Below are 18866 nucleotides of genomic sequence, written 5' to 3'. Positions count from 1 at the left end.
TGCGAGGAGCGACCCGCGGTGACAATCCACCTTCACAAGAACGACCTGCCAGACAATCTGACCTTCTCCGGAGCTGTGGCCGTGGATTCCGAGACAATGGGGCTCAACCCGCTGCGCGACAAGCTGTGCCTGGTGCAGCTGTGCGGCAGTGACGGCGATGCCCACCTCGTCCAGCTCGACCGCTCGAGCTATGACGCGCCGAACCTGAAAAACCTGCTGGCCGATCCGGCCGTCGAGAAGATTTTCCACTTTGCCCGGTTCGACTTTGCCGTTTTCCGGCAGTATCTCGGCGTGGAGACCAAGCCGATCTATTGCACCAAGATCGCCTCGCGGCTGGTGCGCACCTATACCGACCGGCACGGGCTGAAGGAACTGGTGCGCGAGCTGATCGGCGTGGAGATGTCCAAGCAGCAGCAATCCTCCGACTGGGGCGCGGCCGAGTTGAGCGATTCCCAGAAGGAATATGCCGCGGCAGACGTGATTTACCTGCACGAAATCAAGTCGCAGCTGGACCAGATGCTGGAGCGCGAGGGGCGCACCGGGCTGGCCCGGGCCTGTTTCGGCTTCCTGCCGGCACGATGCTATCTCGACCTCGCCGGCTGGGACGATGTCGATATCTTTTCCCATTCGTAATCCAGCGGGCCGAATTCTGCCTTAAATTATGGTCAGTTATGATGAAAATGCTGCCCAGTGCATATAAATGTGTGCTCAAGTTTGTTATGCACTGCACAATGATTTGAGCGTGTGGAAGCCAAGTGGATCTGAACCGATGGGCCCGTCCTTAAAAAAAGCGAACCTCCCCGAACGGCGCTGTTCGAAGCGTCAGGCGCGCCGGCACAGCGTGGTCGTGCGCTCTGCCCGTGTCGTGCTGCCCGTGTTCATCGTCGCCCTCGCCTCGACCTATGTCGTGATGGCGACACCGCAGACCATCGACAACAGCTTCGTCAACCAGTTCGAGAATCTTGACGTTGCGACCGAGGATATGCGCCTCGACAAGCCGCGCTTCGTCGGCGAAGACGCCGCCGGCCGGACCTTCGAACTGCTCGCCGACGCTGCCCAGCAGAGCCCGGATACGCCAGACCTCGTTGCCCTCGCCAATCCTGAAGCGTTCAAGGATCTCGGCACGCAGGGGCTAGAATATATCAGGGCCCTCGAAGGGCTCTACAGTGCCGAGAACAAGACCGTCGACCTGCGCAACAATGTCCAGATCCGGCAGGGTATCGGCGCTGACAATTTCGAGTTGACAACCGAGACCGGCAAGATCGGCCTCGAAAACCGGACCTTCTCGTCCGATGTCCAGGTCTATGGCAAGAGCGCGCAGGGCACGATTTCGGCCGAGGGCATGACGGCCTATCGCGATGAAGACAAGGTTGTCTTCCGTAACGCGCATATGCGGTATAATGTATCCGAAGAAGAGACTGATGACAGCGACGCCGATCAGGCCGGGGCGGATGCGCCGGACGGGACTGACGGGGATGGCGATGCGGCAGCAGGCACTTCGGATAACGGGGATTCAGAATGACAACGGCCATTTCGCTGTTCGAGAGAGGGGAATAAGCACATGTTTTCAATGTTCAGGGATGTGGGGTCAAGCGCCGCGGGCCGTGCCGGTATCGTCTGCGCGCTGGTACCGGCCATGCTGTTCGGGACCGCTGCCGCGCAGTTCTCGCAGAATTCCAACGCGCCCATCGACATCACCGGTGCCCAGTTCGAGGCCTTCCAGAACGAGGATTATGCCCTGTGGACGGGTGACGTCCAGGTGGTCCAGGGCGAAGTGATCCTGACTGCGCCGGAATTGAAGATCTACGGCATTGGCGGGGGCCGCTTCAATCGTGTCGATGCGACGGGGGGCATTCGCTATACCAATGGCGTCGAGGCGATTTCCGGCGATCAGGCGATCTACCGTAAGGAAAACGAGACCATCGTCGTGACCGGCAATGTCGTCGTCGTCCAGGGCCGCCAGGTCATGACCGGCGAGAGAATGACCTATTTCCTCGATAGCGGTAAGATCATCTTCAACAATGAAGCAAGCTCGCGCGTCCGTGGTGTCTTCTTCACCGAGGATCAAGCCCCTTCCAACTGACGGCTGACTGCCGTATCACCGCATCACCCAGAGAAATGACAGGTTGACTGCACAATGCCGGATGGTGCCATGAGCAAGACCGAAACAGCGAGCGAGACCGATACCGGACCTGAAAAGGGCCTGGTCGCGACCAATTTGCAAAAATCCTATCGCCGCCGCGCCGTTGTCCATGGGGTGAACCTGTCGGTGCAGCGCGGCGAGGTTGTCGGCCTGCTCGGTCCGAACGGCGCCGGCAAGACCACCTGTTTCTACATGATGACGGGCCTGGCGCCGGTCGATCGCGGCAAGATCTATATCGACGGCTTTGACGTCACCAAGCTGCCGATGTATCAGCGGGCGCGGCTCGGTATCGGCTATCTGCCGCAGGAAGCCTCGATCTTTCGCGGCATGACCGTGGAACAGAACCTGCGCGCTGTTGTCGAACTGGTGTTCAAGGACGCCAAGGAGCGCGACCAGCTGATCACCCGGTTGTTGCAGGAATTCAAGATCGAGCATTTGCGCAAATCGCCTGCCCTGGCCCTGTCCGGCGGCGAGCGGCGGCGTCTGGAAATCGCCCGGGCGCTGGCAACCGGCCCTGAATTCATGCTGCTCGATGAGCCGTTCGCGGGGATCGACCCGCTTGCCATCGCCGATATCCGCGAACTGGTCGCGGAGCTGAAGGACCGTGGCATCGGCGTCCTGATCACCGACCACAATGTCCGTGAGACGCTGGAGATCATCGACCGCGCCTATATCATCCACCAGGGTGAGGTGCTGGCCGAGGGCACGCCTGACGAGATCATCGTCAACGAAGATGTCCGCCGCGTTTATCTTGGAGAAACCTTCGCGTTGTAGAGTGTCCCCTGATGTCGGGCCAATCAGGGCCTGTATGGATGGAACAACGGGGACACGTGGCGCTTTCACCCAAACTGGAGATGCGGCAGGGCCAGCAGCTGGTGATGACACCCCAGCTGCAGCAGGCGATCAAGCTGTTGCAACTGACGAACCTGGAATTGCAGGAATTCGTCGAGACCCAGCTGCTGGAAAACCCGTTCCTCGAGCGTGACGAGCGGGCCAGCAAGCCGGAACGCGGCGACGGCGCCGCCACCACCCGCGAGGACGGCCAGAGCAAGTCTGCCGACAGCGAGATTTCCTTCGAAAACGGCCATTCCAGCCAGGCCGACCAGTCCATCGACAGCGATTATGACAGCGTCGATCCGGATGCGTCGCGGGCCGAAAAGCTGGAAACCCAGCGCGCCGATGCAAGCCTGACCGACTGGTCGAGTACCGGTCAGCGTCAGTCCGGAGATTATTCCGACCTCGACAGCGCGGCCAATATTTCGCGCGAGAAAACCCTGCATGACCACCTCACCGACCAGTTGATGCTGGCGACCCGTAACGAGGTCGAGCGCCTGATCGGGGCGCATCTGATCGACATGATCGACGAGGGCGGTTACCTGCGTGCCGATATTCAGGAAGTCGCGGACCGGCTCGGCATATCCCACCAGGATGTGCGCCGGGTGCTGACCTATATTCAGGGCTTCGAGCCCGCCGGCGTCGGGGCCCGCAATCTGCAGGAATGCCTGAAGCTGCAACTGATCGACCGTGGCCGCTTTGACGGCGAGATGGAACGGTTCCTGGAAAACCTGCACCTTCTGGGCGCGGCTAACCGGATCGGCCTGCGCCGGGCCACGGGTCTTGGCGAGCCGCGCATCGTCCAGCTGATCACCGAGGTTCGCTCGCTGACACCAAAGCCCGGCTATGCCTTTGGCCGCGACGACCTCCAGGTCGTCATCCCCGACGTGATCGTCACCGAGGGCGATGATGGCGGCTGGCGGGTCGAACTGAACGCGGAAACCCTGCCGAAAGTCCTTGCCAACCGGCAGTATTTCGCCCGGCTCAGCACGGACCGGAAACTGCCGGAAAACGACAAGACCTATCTGTCGGAACAGATGGCGAGCGCCAACTGGCTGGTCAAAAGCCTCGACCAGCGTGCCCGCACCATCCTCAAGGTCGCGTCGGAAATCATCCGCAAGCAGGATGCCTTCCTGTTGCAGGGAGTGCGGTATCTGAGGCCGCTCAACCTGAAAGCGGTCGCCGAAGCCATCTCGATGCATGAATCGACGGTCTCACGGGTCACCGCCAACAAATATATCCAGACACCGCGCGGCATTTTCGAGCTGAAATACTTCTTCACCGCCTCGATCGCTGCGGCAACCGGGGAAGTGACCCATTCCGCAGAGGCCGTGCGCTATCGCATCAGGGAGCTGATTGACGCCGAGGACCCGGACGCGATCCTGTCGGACGACCGGATCGTGGAGCTGTTGAAGATCGAGAATATCGATATTGCCCGCCGCACCGTGGCGAAATACCGCGAAGCGATGCACATCCCGTCGTCGGTTCAGCGTCGGCGGATGAAGAAACAGGCGATCTGATTTCCTATATACAGTGGTGAACCCTGCGGCTGCCTCGAATGTTTTGCGATGGCAGGTCCTTGAAATATATTATACTTATAAACAGAAGGAGCACTCCCATGGACGTGAATATCACCGGCAAAGGCATCGAACTCGGCGAAGCGCTGCAGACCCATGTACAGGACCGGATCTCCAGCGGCGTGCATAAGTATTTCGACCGCCCGGCCGAGGCGCAGGTCACCTTTGCGCGCGATGGCTCGTCGATCCGCTGCGAGGCGACGGCCCATCTTGCCTCCGGCGTGTTCCTCAACGCCCAGGGCGATGCCCACGATGCCTATGGCGCCTTTGACGATGCCCTTGAGAAGCTCGAAAAGCGCGTCCGCCGCTACAAGCGCCGCCTGAAGGACCATCACGCCAATGGCAAGGAGGCGCTGCCGGCGGAGACGACCCCGTCCTATATCCTGCAGCCCCTGGAAGCCGATGAGGACGAGGATGACGTTGGCCATGATGGCGCCGATCCGCACCCGATCATCATTGCCGAAAGCACCACGGAACTGCGCACCATGACCGTTGGCACGGCGGTTCTGCAACTCGACATCTCCGACCAGCCGGTGATCGTTTTCAAGAATGCCGCGAATAACCGGATCAGCGTCGTCTATCGCCGTCCCGACAATAATATCGGGTGGATTGACACCGGTAAGGATGAGGCGTAAACGCCCCACCCTTATGCCGATAATTGGGCAATAACAAATTATCAGGCCAGCGTGCCGCCTTGCCGCGGCACGGTTCTGGCATCAAAGGCAGGATAACGCATCAGGCAGTGGGACCACCCTGCTTGGAGGTTTGAGTAAGAATGAGTGAAATCAAGGGTATGCTGGCGCCTGACCATGTCATGGTCGATCTTCATGCCAACTGCAAACGCGAGGCGTTGACGCTGCTGTCCCAGAAAGCCAGCAAGCTGACAGGCATCGCCGCAGAAACCATCCTCGATACGTTGATCGCCCGCGAAAAGCTGGGCTCGACCGGCGTTGGCGGCGGTGTTGCGATTCCCCATGGCAAGTTCGCCGATCTCGACGACATGGTCGGGATCGTCGCAAAGCTGGCGAGGCCCGTCGATTTCGATGCTGTCGACGACCAGCCTGTTGATCTCCTGTTCATGCTGCTGGCGCCGGAAAGCGCCAATGCCATGCACCTGAAGAGCCTGTCCAAAGTCGCCCGCCTGATGCGCAGCGACGAGGTGCGCGCGGCCATGCGCGGGGCCTCTTCCGACGATGCGCTGTTTGCGATCGTCATTGAACAGGAAAAACCCCGCGCTGCGTAGCGCGGGGCCTGCCTTAATGCTTTGATGATCGTCTGGCCAGGCGTCGCGCCTTGTGGACACTATGCCTTGTGGACACTGGCTCTAATGGACGCTGACCGGCGTCATCTCGTTCTGGCGCGCCGCAGCGAAGGCAAGATCGCGGTCGCCGGCAAGGGCCAGCCGCACACCGTCTGCCGCGTGCAGGGCATACAGCACGGTCTCGTCGGTAATGTGCGCGGTAATCTGCCGGTCTTCCTCGTCGGACAAATCGTCCATCACGTCGCGGGCGATGACCGGCTTGACGTAAACGAGGTTGCTTGAGCCAAACTCGGCAAAGGCCTGGTGGCTCATATCACGCATATTATCGGTGTTCTTATCGGTTCTCATTTCACAAGCTCCTTTCACCCCGGCGCATATGACATATACAGTCGGGAACGCCGCAACGCTGCGAACGCATTCCTCACAGTTCAGTGACTGACTTGAAACAGAGTGCCCAACGACTGATGCTGAAACTGTATCAGAGAACTTCTAGCAAACCGTAAAGGCTTGTCAGGATCACCGAGATGCCTGAAGGCGGATGCAACATCTATACCGTCAATATAGTGTAACTATATAACATTGCAAGTGTAACATTCTATATCAGTGCAACCGCAATGAGAATTGTCCCGAAAACCAGCCTGTAAATGACAAAGGGCGTGAAGCTCATGCGCTCTGCCATTTTCATGAACACGAATATGGCCGCATAGCCGGCGAGGAAGGACAGGATGACGACGATCAGGGCATCGCTTGCCGTGGCGGTCGCTCCGCCGGCGATTATGTCGAGCGCGACGACGGCACCGGAAATGAGAATTGCCGGTATCGACAGAAGCATGGAAAAGCGCGCCGCTTCGGGCCGCGCCATGCCCAGGAAGCGGGCGGCTGTAATGGTCACGCCCGACCGGCTTGCGCCGGGAATGATCGCGAGTGCTTGGGCAAGCCCGATCAGCGCCACCTTGCGGATCGACAGCGTGTTATTCGCCGGTTCCGGCTTCGGACGGTCGGCGATCCACAGCAGGATGCCGAACACGATGAAGGACGTGCCGATAATGAAAGGGTTGCGCAGCAGCCAGGTCGCATCGAGCAGGTAGAGAAGCCCCCCGGCGATGACGAGCGGCACCGTCGCCAGCGCCAGCAGCAGGAAAAGCGTGCGCTCCTGACTGTCGCGCAAGCGCAGTACATCAATGCCGCCGGTTACAAGCTGGCCGGTCTCCTTGCGGAAATAGATCATCACCGCGCCGAGCGTGCCGACATGGGCGGCGATGTCGATCAGTGGTCCCTGATCCTGCCAGCCCGGCACGAGATAGTGCGCCAGAACCAGATGGGCCGAGGAGGAGACGGGAATGAACTCCGTCAGGCCCTGGATGATGGCAAGGATGATCAACTGAAGGAGGGGCATGGGCGAGGTCTTTTATGTTGCCGTTTTTCGATCTTGTTATTCGGGGCCGTTGATAGACTGCTTCAGGCGGTCCGCCAGCATGCTTTCGGTTTGCCGTGGCAGGAAGATGGCGCTGGCAGACTTCTTGCGTGGCTGACGCATACAGACGCTGGCCGGTAACCATTTAAGCCTTTGTTTAGCGTGCCCGGCTTAACCTATCCTGAATACAAGGAGAATGATCCATGCGAGCCCTGATTTCCATTGTCTTCGCCCTGTTCATGCTTGCCGCCTGCCAGTCTGCGCCAATCGGTTCCTCACCAATGGAGCCTGCGACAGCACAGAATCCGGCTATGATACAGGCCGGCGCGCAGCCCGGCGTGGCCGACCCTGGCTCGCTCGACGATTACAAGCTCGGGTCCGGCGACAAGCTGCGGGTGATCGTGTTCGAGGAAGAGGGCCTGACCGGCGAGTTCCAGGTCGATGGTTCCGGCCTCGTCTCGATGCCGCTGATCGGCGAGATCCGCGCCGCCGGCCAGACGGTGCGTCAGTTCGAAGTCTCCGTCGCGGATGCCCTGCGCGGTGCCTATCTGCGCGATCCGCGCGTCAGCGCGGAGGTCCTGGATTTCCGCCCGTATTATATCCTTGGTGAGGTCAACCGGCCCGGTACCTATCCCTATATCTCCGGCCTGACGGTGTTCAATGCCGTCGCCACGGCCGAGGGGTTCACCTATCGCGCCAACCAGCGCCATGTCTATATCCGCCGCGCCGGCGAGAATGAAGAGCAGCGCCATCCGCTCAACTCGACCATACAGGTCAATCCCGGCGATACGATCCGGATCGGTGAGCGGATCTTCTGATCGTGCCAAGGCAAAAGGCGCCGATCGCCGCGAACATGACAACAACTGCCTGATCTCACGAAATCTGTCGTGATTAACAGATCGTTATATCCTCAAGGATTAAGGTGATTTCGCCTAATAGATGTCAGCAGGCATCCCGTTTGCACGTCTACCGGTATCGATGATCCGGACTGTGCCAAAACCGGCCAGGTGGCCAGACGGATTGCCTGTCAAATGACCCGGAGGGGTAAGAGTATGTCCAGTACGAAGCATTTAATGACCGGTCTTGCGGTCCTCGGCGCAATGGTCGTTACCGACAGCGCCATGGCGCAATCCCTGTTCACCCGCGACCGCAATGTCAGCGTCCTGCAGCGCGACCGGCCCGACTATGACGCGCCCGGCATCCGTGCCGGCAGCTTCATCATCAAGCCCAAGGTCGATCTCATGGCCGGCTATTCCGACAACGTCTTCGCCGTCAGCGAGGAGGTCAGCCCCGAATTCGGCGACCGTGACGATTACTATTTCATCCTGCGCCCGAGCGCGCGGATTGCCAGCGACTGGAACCGCCACTCGCTCTCCGGCGGCACCTATGTCGAAGCCTGGAAGCATGACGCGTTCGACGAGAACAATGTCGTCAATTACGGCGTCTTTGCCGATGGCCGTCTTGATGTCCGCCGCCAGATGGCGCTCGTCGCCGGGGCGACCTATGACCTGCTGCACGAGAACCGCAAGGCGACGAACACGGCGTTCCTGTCGGTCGACCCGGTCGAGTATGAGCGCGCTTCTGTCTATGGCGGGATCGAGCACGAGCTCGGCCGCATCCGCTATCGCGGCCGCCTGAACTACCGCGACTTCGATTTCCAGGATGCCGAGGACTTCGTCACCGGCGCAGAGCTGGACCAGGATTTCCGCGACCGCCAGGAGGCCTCGGTTCTCCTGCAGGCCGGTTATGCGGTCACCCGGGATTCGTCCGTGTTTCTGCGCGGAACGTATACGGAGCGCAATTACGACACGCTGACGCCTGCCGGCATCAACCGTGACTCCCAGGGCTACACGATCTCTGCCGGTGTCGATTTCGACATCACCCGCCTTGCCCGCGGTTCCGTTGCCGTCGGCTATCTGCAGGAAGAGTTCGATGATCCGGCGCTCGAGGCGATTGACGGCCTGAGCCTCGATGGCGCCGTCGAGTGGTTCCCGACCGACACGCTGACCGCCCGCCTGCTGGCATCGCGCGATGTGCGTGCGTCCGCCCTTGCCGAGGCAGGCGGCTATATCGCCAGCGATATCAGCGCCGGGCTCGACTACGAGCTGCGCCGCAATATCATCCTGTCGGCGACCGCCGGCTATGGCGAGAGCGACTATCAGGATATCGACCGCACCGAGGAGCGCTATGGCATCAACCTCGCCGGACAATATCTGATCAACCGCTATCTGCGCACCAAGCTCGAATACACCTACGAGCAACAGGAAGTCGACAATGCCGCGACCGCGCCGACCTTCTTCCTGCGCGATTACGAAACCAACGAAATCCTCCTGACCCTGACGGCCCAGCGCTAGCGCGAGGGCCGCCAGGCCGGCGGACTGAAACAGTACCGGCGCGGCGCGAGGCTGCGCCCGCCGGAAAATACCCCCGGCCGGGGCACGCGCAGCCCCGCTTACGGAAACAGGAAAAGACATGAATTCTCGTCGCGTCGTTCACGATTTTCACGAAGCCCGGAGCGAAGCCCATACGGGCAGCGAAGCGCCTGCAGGCAGCGACGTCGAGACGGCGACCTCTCCGGGCGGTATCCGGCGCGACCAGCCGCAAGAGGATACTTACCACCAGCGTCAGCAGGGCTGGACTGCGCCGCGGCAGGAAGCGCCGCAAGCCCCTTACGCTCCGTATCCGGCCTTTCAGCAGCCGTTCCAGCCATCCGGCGATAACGTGCTGATCGACCTGCCATTGCTGTGGGCGATCTTCCGCCGTCGCCTCGGCCTGTTCCTTGGCGGGGCGATCACGGTTCTCGCCCTCGTCATGATCTTCACCTGGCAGATCACGCCGAAATATGCTGCCCATGCGACCGTCGTCATCGATTCGCGCCAGAAGCAGGTGCTCGACTATTCGGCAATGATCTCCGGCCTGCCGGCAGACTCCGCCTCGGTCGATACCGAGGTGCAGCTGATCAAGTCGCGCGCGATCGCCGAACGGGTGACCGAGAAGCTCGGGCTCTATAATGACCCGGAATTCAACCCTGCTGCGGCCGGCGAGACCAAGCCTGCTGGCGGCATCAAGGGTTTCATCAAGGGGCTCATGCCGGGACAGGTCGAGAAAGACGCTGTCGATCCGCAGCTCGCCGAACGGCTTGAGCAGGAGGGCACGGTCAACGCCGTCATGGGCAAATTGTCGGCGACGCGGTCGGGCCTGACCTATATGATCGACATTGGCTATGTCAGTACCAATCCGGCCAAGGCCGCGGAAATCGCCAATGCCTTTGCCGACCAGTACCTGGTCCATCAGCTCGAGGCCAAGTTCGACTTTATCCAGCGAAACCGCGATACGCTGAACGAGAAGCGCGCGCAGTATCAGGACGAGGTGCGCGCCGCTGAAGCCAAGGTCGAGGCCTATCGCGAAGCGAACGGCCTGTTCGAGTCCGAGGGCGCCAGCCTGACCGAGCAGCAGATCTCGGATTTGAATGCCCAGCTGATTGCTCAGCGCGCCGATCTTGCCGAAGCCCGCGCCCGGCTGAATGCGGTTCGCAATGAAATCGACAATGGCCGCAGCGCCGATACGATCACTGAAGTGCTCGGCTCCCAGGTCATCAGCCAGCTTCGTGCCGAAATGGCGAGCCTGTCGCGCCGCAAGTCGGAGCTTGCCACGCGCTATGGTCCGGAATGGCCGGAAATGCAGAAGATCGAGCGCGAGGAATCTGACCTGCAAAACCAGATCGAGCAGGAGATCACGCGAATCGTCTCGTCGATCCAGAACGAGGTCGAGATCGCCCGCCAGCGCGTCCTGGCGCTGGAAGAATCCCTTTCCGGGATGCGCGGCGAGCTCGCGACGAACAACAAGGCGCTGGTCGAATTGCGCGAGCTCGAGCGCGAGGCCGAGGCCACGCGTGAGTTCTACGAGCAGATCCTGTCGCGCACCAAGCAGGTCAGCGAACAGGAAGCCCTGACCGAGGCCGATGCCTCGATCGCCTCCCTCGCAGCGATCCCGCGCGCACCGGCCTATCCGAACAAATCGCTGAACATGATGCTCGGGCTGATCATGGGCGGCGCGTTCGGCCTGTTCCTGATCGTCCTCGCCGAGGTTTTCGACAATGGCATTCGTACCGGCGACGATATCGAACGGGTGCTTGGCACCCAGATGATCACGACCGTACCGTCGATCAGCAGCGGCATCTTCGCCGCCAAGGCTGCCGGGATGAAGCCCGAGGATTATCTCGTCGAGCGGCCAATGTCTGCCTTTGCCGAGGCCTATCGAACCATTCGCTCAAACATTTTGATCAACCGCGACTATGGCCGCCCGCGGGTCGTCGCGCTGTCCTCTGCCGTGTCCGGCGAAGGCAAGACCGTCTCCGCCATGTGCCTTGGCCGCATCTGCGCGATCTCCGGCGACAAGGTGCTGGTCATCGATTGCGACGTACGCCGTCATATCCTGTCGGGCAGTGTCAACGAGACGAACGCCGGCCTGATGGAAGTCCTGACCGGCAAGGCCAAGCTGCGCGAGGCGATACAGAAGGACCCTCGCGTCAACATGCATATCCTGCCTGTCTCCGGCGACGATCCCGGCAAGGAAGACGTGTTCAACACCACTGCCTTCCGGTCGATGATCACCATGCTGAAGACCAAGTATGACCTGATCATCCTCGACACCGCGCCGGTCAACGCCGTTGCCGACACCCGCACGATCATTGATACGGCAGACATAGCCATGCTGGTCGTGCGCTGGCGCAAGACGCCCGTGCGGGCCTCGAAAGCGGCGATGAAAGTGCTGAACAAGCTGAAGACGCCGCTGCTCGGCGCGATCCTGACCCAGGTCGATACCAAGGCTCAGGGCGCGTATGGCTATGACGGCAGCTATGGCTATTACGCCACCCACCAGAAATATTATCACGACTGATAAGCCTGACCTTTGTCAGGCGGCTTTGCCGTCCCGCTCGACCTGGTCGCGGATGGCGAGGAAGACGCCCGTCCACAGGGTGACCATCGACAGTGACAGGAACAGGAACATTTCCGATTCCGTTTGCGAGCGGGCGAGGATGACCGCCAGCATGGCGATGAAGAAGCCATCGATGGCCCGCTGGTTGCGCCACCAGTGGATGACCAGAATATACAGGGCGATCGCCATCACGATCAGATAGAGGGTCAGCCCGGCATAGCCGGTGTGGACGGTCACCTCGTAATAGACATTGTGGAAGTTGAATTGATTGGCCGGGCTGTCGCCGAACATGCCGACGATCTGGCGGGCCTGGCCGACGCCGGGGCGCCAGAAGGCATCGGCGCCGACACCGAGCACGGGGTGCTGCTCGATGATGATATCCCCCCTGTCCCAGATCGCGGTGCGACCGGTCAACGATGAATCCTTGCCCAGCTTTTCCAGCGTATAGGTCCATGGATCGGTCTGGCTGAAGCTCGACAGGGCAAGCACGCCAGCGGCGGTAACGAAGATGCCGCCGGCGAGGACCATGGTCCTGAGGCCGCGCACCGCCGCCGCCGGGCGCCAGATACCGCCGATGGTCGCTGCCGCCGCGCAGCCAAGCGCCATCAGGACCAGCGCCGTTGCCGACTGGGCGTTGAACACGAAAAAGGCGCCGAGGCCGAGTGTCGGCAGGGCGGCGATACGCCAGATTTTCTCATAGCGGTGATCGAACAGAATGACGGTGGCGGCGATCATCATCGCCACCATGTGGCCGCCGAGAACATTCTTGTGCGGATAAAGGCCGAGGATCGCCCAGCCGCCATTCAAGCCGCCGACATAGGTCTGTTCCATGAACATCAGGCTGGCGATGGCGATCAGCAGTTTCGCCAGCATCAGGGCGACGACGATCTGGCGGTGGTCGAGCCGCACCGCCATCAGCGCCGCCGTGACGAGGGCAAAAGCGGTGAAGATCGAGAAGCGAATGGTCTCGAACGCAAACGCGCTCCACAGGACGGAGATCAGGCAGAACGCCGGAATCAGGAAAAAGATCCAGCCCCGGCGCAGCACAGGCACGAGATCGCGCCAGGCCAGCACTGCGAGACCGAGGATCAGCGCCAGCAGCGGCAGGCGCAGGAAGGCAAGCTCGGTGAACTCCACCGGGATGGCGAGGAAGATCGCGATCGCCAGCGCCTCGTCGATCATCGAGCCGCGCCCGGCCTGCAGCCGGGCAGACAGGAGCCGCTGCCCGGGCATCAGGGCCATATTGCGGAAAGCGGCAGGCGTTTGCGGAAAGGGCATGGCTCTCGTCTTCGCTGAAGTCAGGAATGGAGTGTGCCAAGCCGGCGTTAAGGGATGGTTTACCGCTTTCAGGCTTTTGCGGGTTTAACGTGGCGGCAAGACAGTGCTGCTAGATTTCTGCCCATGGATGGATCCTTGGAAATGACCGGCATGACGACCAAAGACGAGCCACGCGCGGCGCTCGCCCGCCGCATAATTGTCGCCGTGCCCGTCCTCAACGAGGCGCGGGTCATCGAGGCTTGTCTGCGGTCGCTTCTGGAAGGCGAGGACGCCCTGGAAAATGTCTCCCTCATTGTCGCAGATGGCGGCAGCACCGACGGTACGCAGGACATCGTGACGGCCCTGTCGACGGCGTTTCCCAATATCAGCCTGATCGACAATCCGGGCCGGTTGCAGTCCGCCGGTGTCAACGCCGTTGCCCGCGCCGCCGGCGAGGGGCGCGATATTCTCGTGCGCTGCGATGCCCATGCCGATTATCCGCAGGGCTATGTCATCACCGTCGCCGAGGCGATGGCAGCGAAGGGTGTCGACAGCCTGGTCGTGCCGATGGATGCGGTCGGGCAGGGCTGTTTTCAGGCAGCCAATGCATGGATCGTCGATACGCCGCTCGGCTCCGGCGGGTCGGCCCATCGCGGCGGCACCCGGTCGGGCTATGTCGACCATGGTCATCATGCCGCCATGCGCCTCGATCGCTTCCTCTCGCTCGGCGGCTATGACACCACTTTCAGTCACAACGAGGATGCCGAATTCGACGCGCGCCTGCGCCGCGATGGCGGCACGATCTGGCTCGATGCGACGATCCGTATCCGCTATTTCCCGCGCGACACCGTCGCCGGATTGTGGCGGCAATATTCAGGCTATGGCCGCGGCCGCGCGCGCAACGTGTTAAAGAACCGCGAACGGCCGCGCCTGCGCCAGATGATCCCGGTCCTGAACATCATTCTGCTGGCGTTCTCGATCCTGGTCCTGCCATTTACGCCGCTCGGCCTTGTCTGGCCGTCCGCCTATCTGGCTTTGCTGGCCGGTACGTCGCTGGTCATGCCGGTGCTGAAGCGCTCGCCCTGCGCGCTGTGGTGCGGGCCGGTACTGGGCGTGATGCACACCGCCTGGGGGCTCGGCTTCCTCGCCCAGGTTTTCCGTAGTCACCGTAACGGAGAGGTCTGACATGCGGATCGCCTATTTTGGCCATGACACCTATGACGCCGCAATTGCCCGACGGGTGCGGTCGCTCAGCGCGGCTGGCCATGACGTGACCGGGCTGATGATGCGCCGGGGCGCGGTCACCGGGATGCCGTGGGAGAATATCGACCTCGGCCGTACCTATGATGCCGCCTATGTCCAGCGCCTGCGCTCGATCTGGAAGGGCGCGGAGATTGCCGCTATGCATGGTCAGGTCCTGCGCGATGCGGATGTGATCATCGCCCGCAATCTCGACATGATGATCTGCGCCAGCCTTGCCAAGCGCCGCGCCGGGGCGACGGCACCCCTGATCTATGAATGCCTCGATGTCCACCACATGCTGACCACGCCGGGCCCGGCAGCCGCGATGCTGCGGCGGATGGAGCGCTCGCTGCTGCGCCAGTCGAGCCTGCTCGTCATTTCATCGCCAGCCTTCGAACGCGAGTATTTCTCTCGCTATCATGGCGGTGCGTATACACCGTTTCTGCTGGAAAACCGCATTGCCGCGGGTAGCCTGCCGCCCCGGCCTGAAGCCTTGCCGGGCGGGGGCGCGCGGCTGACGATCGGCTGGTTCGGCGTTCTGCGCTGCCGCCGCTCCCTCGCCATGATGGTGACAATCGCCCGGGACTTGCCGCAGGTGACAATCCATATCGCCGGCAAGCCGGTGATCGAGGGGTTTGAAAAGGCGATCGAGGGGATCGGCAATATCCGGTTCACCGGCGCCTATCGCGGGCCCGACGACCTGCCGCGCCTTTATGGCGGTGTCGATCTCGTCTGGGCCGGTGATTTTTATCAGGCCGATTTCAATTCGAAAGCCCTGCTGCCGAACCGCCTCTATGAAGGCGGCTATTTCGGCGTCCCGGCCATCGCGCCGGAAGGCACAGAGACCGCCCGCTGGCTGGCGCGGTACGGGACCGGCTTTGCGGTCGGCGAGCCTGTGGAATCATCCGTGCCGGTTCTGTTACGGGAGCTGGATAGCGACCGGGCGTCACTCACCGGCGCACAGCGCACGGTCCTTGCCCTGCCGGACGATGTCTTCGTCGAGCCCACCGACATGATCGACCGGATGCTCACGGCGGCCCTGTCTGTCCGGGAGGAAAGGGCCGCATCATGAAAGCCATCGACATCTGCATCCCGACCTTCCGGCGGGCCAGCCTCGAGAAGACCGTGTTGTCGGTCGCTGCCCAGGAACTCGACCCGGCCGTCAGCCTGCGCATCATCATCGCCGACAATGACGAAGGCGGCAGCGCCGAGCCGCTGGCGGTCGCCCTGTCGGCCCGGATCGAGACACCGCTCATCTATGTCCATGCTCCGGCGCGCAACATCTCCATCGCGCGCAATGCCTGCCTCGACGAAGCGACGGGTGACTACATCGCCTTCATCGACGATGACGAGACCGCGCCGCCGGACTGGCTCGGTCAATTGCTGCGCGTTGCCGAACACGGACCGTTCGATGCGGTCTTCGGCCCGTCCATCGCCCGCTACAGACCGGACGACCCGGCCTGGATCGTTGCGCGGGACTATCATTCGAACATTCCGCTTGCCCGCGATGGCGTCGTCGAGACCGGTCACACCAGCAACGCGCTGATCCGGCGCCAGGCGCCTGCCTTCGATGGCTTGCGCTTTGACATCGCCAAGGGGCTGACCGGCGGCGAGGATACGGACTATTTCTTCCGTGCCCACCGGGCCGGCGCATCCATGGGTATTGCCGCCGCCGCCATGGTGTTCGAGCCGGTAGAGCCGTCGCGTCTGACCTGGGACTGGCTGTCGAAACGCAGGTTCCGGGCCGGCCAGAGCTATGGCTATCATGCCCGCGCGGAGGGCGGCCGGATGGCGATGATCGCCGGATCGGCGCTGAAAACGGCCTGGTGCTATAGCGTGGCCGGCCTGTCTGCATGGTCGAAGGAGAAGAGGAATTTCTGGGTCCTGCGCGGCACGTTCCATGCCGGTGTCGTCTCGACGCTGTTCAAGGTGCGCGAAGAGGCGCTCTACGCGGACGCGGACAAGTAGGCGTCGCGAGTGCCCTAGCAGGCTCCGTCGAAGCTGAGTACGGCCGGCACCGTCTTTACCAGGATTTTTACATCGCGGGCGAAGGTCCAGTCGCGGACATATTCGGCGTCATAGATGACTCGCTCTTCATAGGACAGGCGGTTGCGGCCATTGACCTGCCACATGCCGGTGATGCCCGGGCGGGCGGCATAGTAATAGGCGAGCAGGGCGCCGTAACGGTCGAGTTCCTGCGTCGTCACCGGGCGCGGCCCGATCAGCGACATGTCGCCGCGCAGGATGTTGAACAGTTGCGGCAGTTCGTCGAGGCTCGACTTGCGCAGGAAGCGACCGATCGGCGTGATACGCGGATCGTTGCGCAGCTTGCGGGTGCGATGCCATTCCGCGCGCGCTGCCGGGTCGCGGGCGAGCAGGTCTTCCAGCGCCTTGTCGGCATTGGTCCGCATGGTACGGAATTTCAGGCACGGGAACAGCCGGCCGCCCTGGCCGCAGCGTTTGTGGCTGAACAGGATCGGGCCGCCATCCTGGATCTTGATGATGACGGCAATGGCGAACAGCAAGGGCAGGGTGAACAGGATCAGGCTGATGGAAGCGGTATAGTCGAAGGCGCGTTTTGCGAGACCGTCGATACCTGAAAAGGCGCGCTCCACGCTGTCATCGGCAATATCGAAAACGCTACCATCGAAAGTCTTGATCTCGGTCATTACGCACCATCCGTCGGATTTACTTTGACCCATACTCTGCAAGGTGCGTGCCATTTCCCGTACACGGAGTGCGAGATCCCTCTCATGCCCGCTATTGGCGCAGAGGCAGGGTTAACAGCTCATCAAGCAAATTATGCGACGGTCGATCCTATACAGATAATGCTTAAAATTTGGCTCTCCGCCGAAAGGTTACCGGCCCGGATGGGCTTTCAAGGCTGCGTTCAATGAAGCTGTCGACACACCTCGTCTTCCCATTCGGGCTCACGCTTATCGTGCTGGCCGGGGCAAGCCTGTTCTTCGGGGCCGATACACCGCTCGCGGTCTATCTCTTTTCGGCGGTACTGATGTTCACCGGCGCGGCGACAGTCGCGCTGTCGCCAAGGTCCACCGTCACGCCGCCAATGATGGTCGCGGTCGCCCTGGTGATCGGCTTCCTCGCGCTGGACATTTCCACCGGGGCGATCATTGGCGGGTTGCCCGGCTATGCCGGTCTCGCCGCGGCTGGAGCGATCTTCCTGACGGCCCGGACGGTGGCGCTGACGTCAGACAATGTCGCGCCGGCCTGGGCCTGGCTGACGCTCGCCTTCCTGCTGCTTGCCGGATGGGCGTTCTTCGATTTCATCATCAATCCGGACACGATCCATGGCCGGCCGCGGCCCTATCATCTCGGGCGGCTGTCGGCGGCGTTCCTGTCGGCCAATACGGCGGCGACGCTGTTCGGCACCGGCGTGCTGGTGGCGATGACCGGGCTGCTGAAAGCGGTCGAGCGCACCGGCACCTTCCACCCGATCGATCTCGTCGAGGGGCTGTTCCGCCATGGCACGCTCAGCCTCGTCAGCTTCCTGTTCTGCGCCGTCTGCCTGGTGCTCACGGCCTCGCGCGCCGGTATCGCCTTTGCGCTGGTCTGTCTCGTCATTCTCGTCGTCTGGCAGATGGCGGCGCTGCGCCGGTCGCGGTCGCGGACGACGGAGGAGGGTGGCGGCTTGCGCTGGCTGATCGCCGGCGGCGCTGCGTTCATCGGGCTTGCCGCTATCACCGTCTTTGCCATGTCGGGAGACATGGCGGCGGAGCGTTATGCCGATCTCGGGCAGGACAGCAATATGCGCGCGGTGATGTTTGCGACCTATTGGGAGGCGAGCATGGCCCATCCGCTGCTTGGCACCGGTTTTGACAGTTTCGCCGCTGTCAATGCCCGCGTCATGTCGGCGGACAATGCCGCCCTGCTGGCCGGGCAGGGAGCAGCGCATAATGTCTTCCTGCAATGGCTGCTGCAAAAAGGCTGGCTCGGTGCGCTCGCCATGGTCGGCACGGTCGCAGCGATCTACTGGAAGATCTGGCGCGGCCTCGCGTCGCGGCGGCGTCACAAGCTGTACCTGCGCGGCGTCCTGGTGATCGCGCTGTTCGTCAGCCTGCATTCCATGGTCGATTATGCCGTGGAGATTCCGGGCTTCATGTGGTGGTTTGCGCTGGTGCTGGGGCTCGGCGCCGGGATCGCCGCCGGGGGCAGCGGCGAGAGCGCTTAACCAGCCGT

General features: G+C 62.0%; 18 protein-coding genes. 14 read left to right on the top strand and 4 right to left on the bottom strand.

The window, feature by feature from the left end; translation table 11 throughout:
* The first annotated feature begins 18 nt into the window (after positions 1-18).
* The 7 genes from IEV88_RS11335 to ptsN all read left to right on the top strand — a co-directional run bounded on the left by IEV88_RS11335 (position 19) and on the right by ptsN (position 5797).
* The gene (locus tag IEV88_RS11335; RefSeq protein WP_188158342.1) at positions 19-633 is read left to right on the top strand and encodes a ribonuclease D; all 615 of its coding nucleotides are present in this window, start codon (positions 19-21) and stop codon (positions 631-633) included.
* A gap of 136 nt (positions 634-769) precedes the next feature.
* Complete coding sequence (lptC, locus tag IEV88_RS11330) at positions 770-1522, top strand: LPS export ABC transporter periplasmic protein LptC (protein ID WP_188158343.1); 753 nt, start codon at positions 770-772, stop codon at positions 1520-1522.
* A 39-nt stretch (positions 1523-1561) separates the two neighbouring features.
* A complete protein-coding gene (locus tag IEV88_RS11325; RefSeq protein WP_188158344.1) occupies positions 1562-2083 on the top strand; it encodes an LptA/OstA family protein in 522 nt (173 codons plus the stop codon).
* A 69-nt stretch (positions 2084-2152) separates the two neighbouring features.
* Entirely contained in the window at positions 2153-2917 is a 765-nt protein-coding gene (lptB, locus tag IEV88_RS11320) for an LPS export ABC transporter ATP-binding protein (RefSeq protein WP_229731462.1), read from the top strand.
* Positions 2918-2973: 56 nt separating this feature from the next.
* The gene (gene rpoN / locus IEV88_RS11315) at positions 2974-4497 is read left to right on the top strand and encodes an RNA polymerase factor sigma-54 (protein ID WP_188158346.1); all 1524 of its coding nucleotides are present in this window, start codon (positions 2974-2976) and stop codon (positions 4495-4497) included.
* A 98-nt stretch (positions 4498-4595) separates the two neighbouring features.
* Positions 4596-5189 carry a ribosome hibernation-promoting factor, HPF/YfiA family gene (gene hpf / locus IEV88_RS11310; protein ID WP_188158347.1) on the top strand — a complete coding sequence of 198 codons (594 nt, stop codon included), beginning with the start codon at positions 4596-4598 and terminating at the stop codon, positions 5187-5189.
* Positions 5190-5329: 140 nt separating this feature from the next.
* Entirely contained in the window at positions 5330-5797 is a 468-nt protein-coding gene (gene ptsN, locus IEV88_RS11305) for a PTS IIA-like nitrogen regulatory protein PtsN (protein WP_188158348.1), read from the top strand.
* Between the two features lie 81 nt (positions 5798-5878).
* On the opposite strand, the gene IEV88_RS11300 is transcribed toward ptsN, so the two are convergent.
* Positions 5879-6163, bottom strand: a complete 285-nt coding sequence (locus tag IEV88_RS11300; RefSeq protein ID WP_206711192.1) for a DUF1150 family protein — start codon at positions 6161-6163, stop codon at positions 5879-5881.
* Positions 6164-6410: 247 nt separating this feature from the next.
* Positions 6411-7211 (bottom strand): undecaprenyl-diphosphate phosphatase, encoded by an 801-nt coding sequence (locus IEV88_RS11295; protein ID WP_188158349.1) that lies wholly within the window; start codon positions 7209-7211, stop codon positions 6411-6413.
* Positions 7212-7432: 221 nt separating this feature from the next.
* On the opposite strand from IEV88_RS11295, the gene IEV88_RS11290 reads away from it, so the two are divergent.
* The 3 genes from IEV88_RS11290 to IEV88_RS11280 all read left to right on the top strand — a co-directional run bounded on the left by IEV88_RS11290 (position 7433) and on the right by IEV88_RS11280 (position 12128).
* Positions 7433-8047: a polysaccharide biosynthesis/export family protein gene (locus IEV88_RS11290; RefSeq protein WP_229731461.1), complete on the top strand. Its 615-nt coding sequence runs from the start codon at positions 7433-7435 to the stop codon at positions 8045-8047.
* A gap of 234 nt (positions 8048-8281) precedes the next feature.
* Entirely contained in the window at positions 8282-9583 is a 1302-nt protein-coding gene (locus tag IEV88_RS11285; RefSeq protein WP_188158350.1) for an outer membrane beta-barrel protein, read from the top strand.
* 118 nt (positions 9584-9701) lie between these two features.
* Positions 9702-12128: a GumC family protein gene (locus IEV88_RS11280; RefSeq protein ID WP_188158351.1), complete on the top strand. Its 2427-nt coding sequence runs from the start codon at positions 9702-9704 to the stop codon at positions 12126-12128.
* Between the two features lie 15 nt (positions 12129-12143).
* On the opposite strand, the gene IEV88_RS11275 is transcribed toward IEV88_RS11280, so the two are convergent.
* Complete coding sequence (locus tag IEV88_RS11275) at positions 12144-13445, bottom strand: O-antigen ligase family protein (protein ID WP_188158352.1); 1302 nt, start codon at positions 13443-13445, stop codon at positions 12144-12146.
* Between the two features lie 123 nt (positions 13446-13568).
* Between IEV88_RS11275 and IEV88_RS11270 the strand changes: the two genes are divergently transcribed.
* From IEV88_RS11270 to IEV88_RS11260, 3 genes are read left to right on the top strand one after another with little or no spacing between them, the layout of a single operon-like run.
* Complete coding sequence (locus tag IEV88_RS11270) at positions 13569-14609, top strand: glycosyltransferase family 2 protein (RefSeq protein WP_206711193.1); 1041 nt, start codon at positions 13569-13571, stop codon at positions 14607-14609.
* Position 14610: 1 nt separating this feature from the next.
* Complete coding sequence (locus IEV88_RS11265; protein WP_188158353.1) at positions 14611-15738, top strand: glycosyltransferase family protein; 1128 nt, start codon at positions 14611-14613, stop codon at positions 15736-15738.
* Entirely contained in the window at positions 15735-16634 is a 900-nt protein-coding gene (locus IEV88_RS11260; protein ID WP_188158354.1) for a glycosyltransferase family 2 protein, read from the top strand. Before IEV88_RS11265 ends, IEV88_RS11260 begins: the two co-directional genes overlap by 4 nt.
* A gap of 14 nt (positions 16635-16648) precedes the next feature.
* Here IEV88_RS11260 and IEV88_RS11255 read toward each other — a convergent pair whose 3' ends face one another.
* On the bottom strand, positions 16649-17335 hold the full coding sequence (locus tag IEV88_RS11255; protein ID WP_188158355.1) for a sugar transferase: 687 nt from the start codon (positions 17333-17335) through the stop codon (positions 16649-16651).
* Positions 17336-17559: 224 nt separating this feature from the next.
* Here IEV88_RS11255 and IEV88_RS11250 point away from each other — a divergent pair, with 224 nt between their 5' ends.
* A complete protein-coding gene (locus IEV88_RS11250; protein ID WP_188158356.1) occupies positions 17560-18858 on the top strand; it encodes an O-antigen ligase family protein in 1299 nt (432 codons plus the stop codon).
* The last annotated feature ends 8 nt before the right edge of the window (positions 18859-18866 follow it).

This window comes from Aquisalinus flavus (assembly GCF_014640095.1).
GTDB classification, from domain to species: Bacteria; Pseudomonadota; Alphaproteobacteria; order Caulobacterales; family Parvularculaceae; genus Aquisalinus; species Aquisalinus flavus.
The sequence above is the reverse complement of the archived record's forward strand: the minus strand, read 5'-3'. Positions and strand labels throughout refer to the sequence as shown.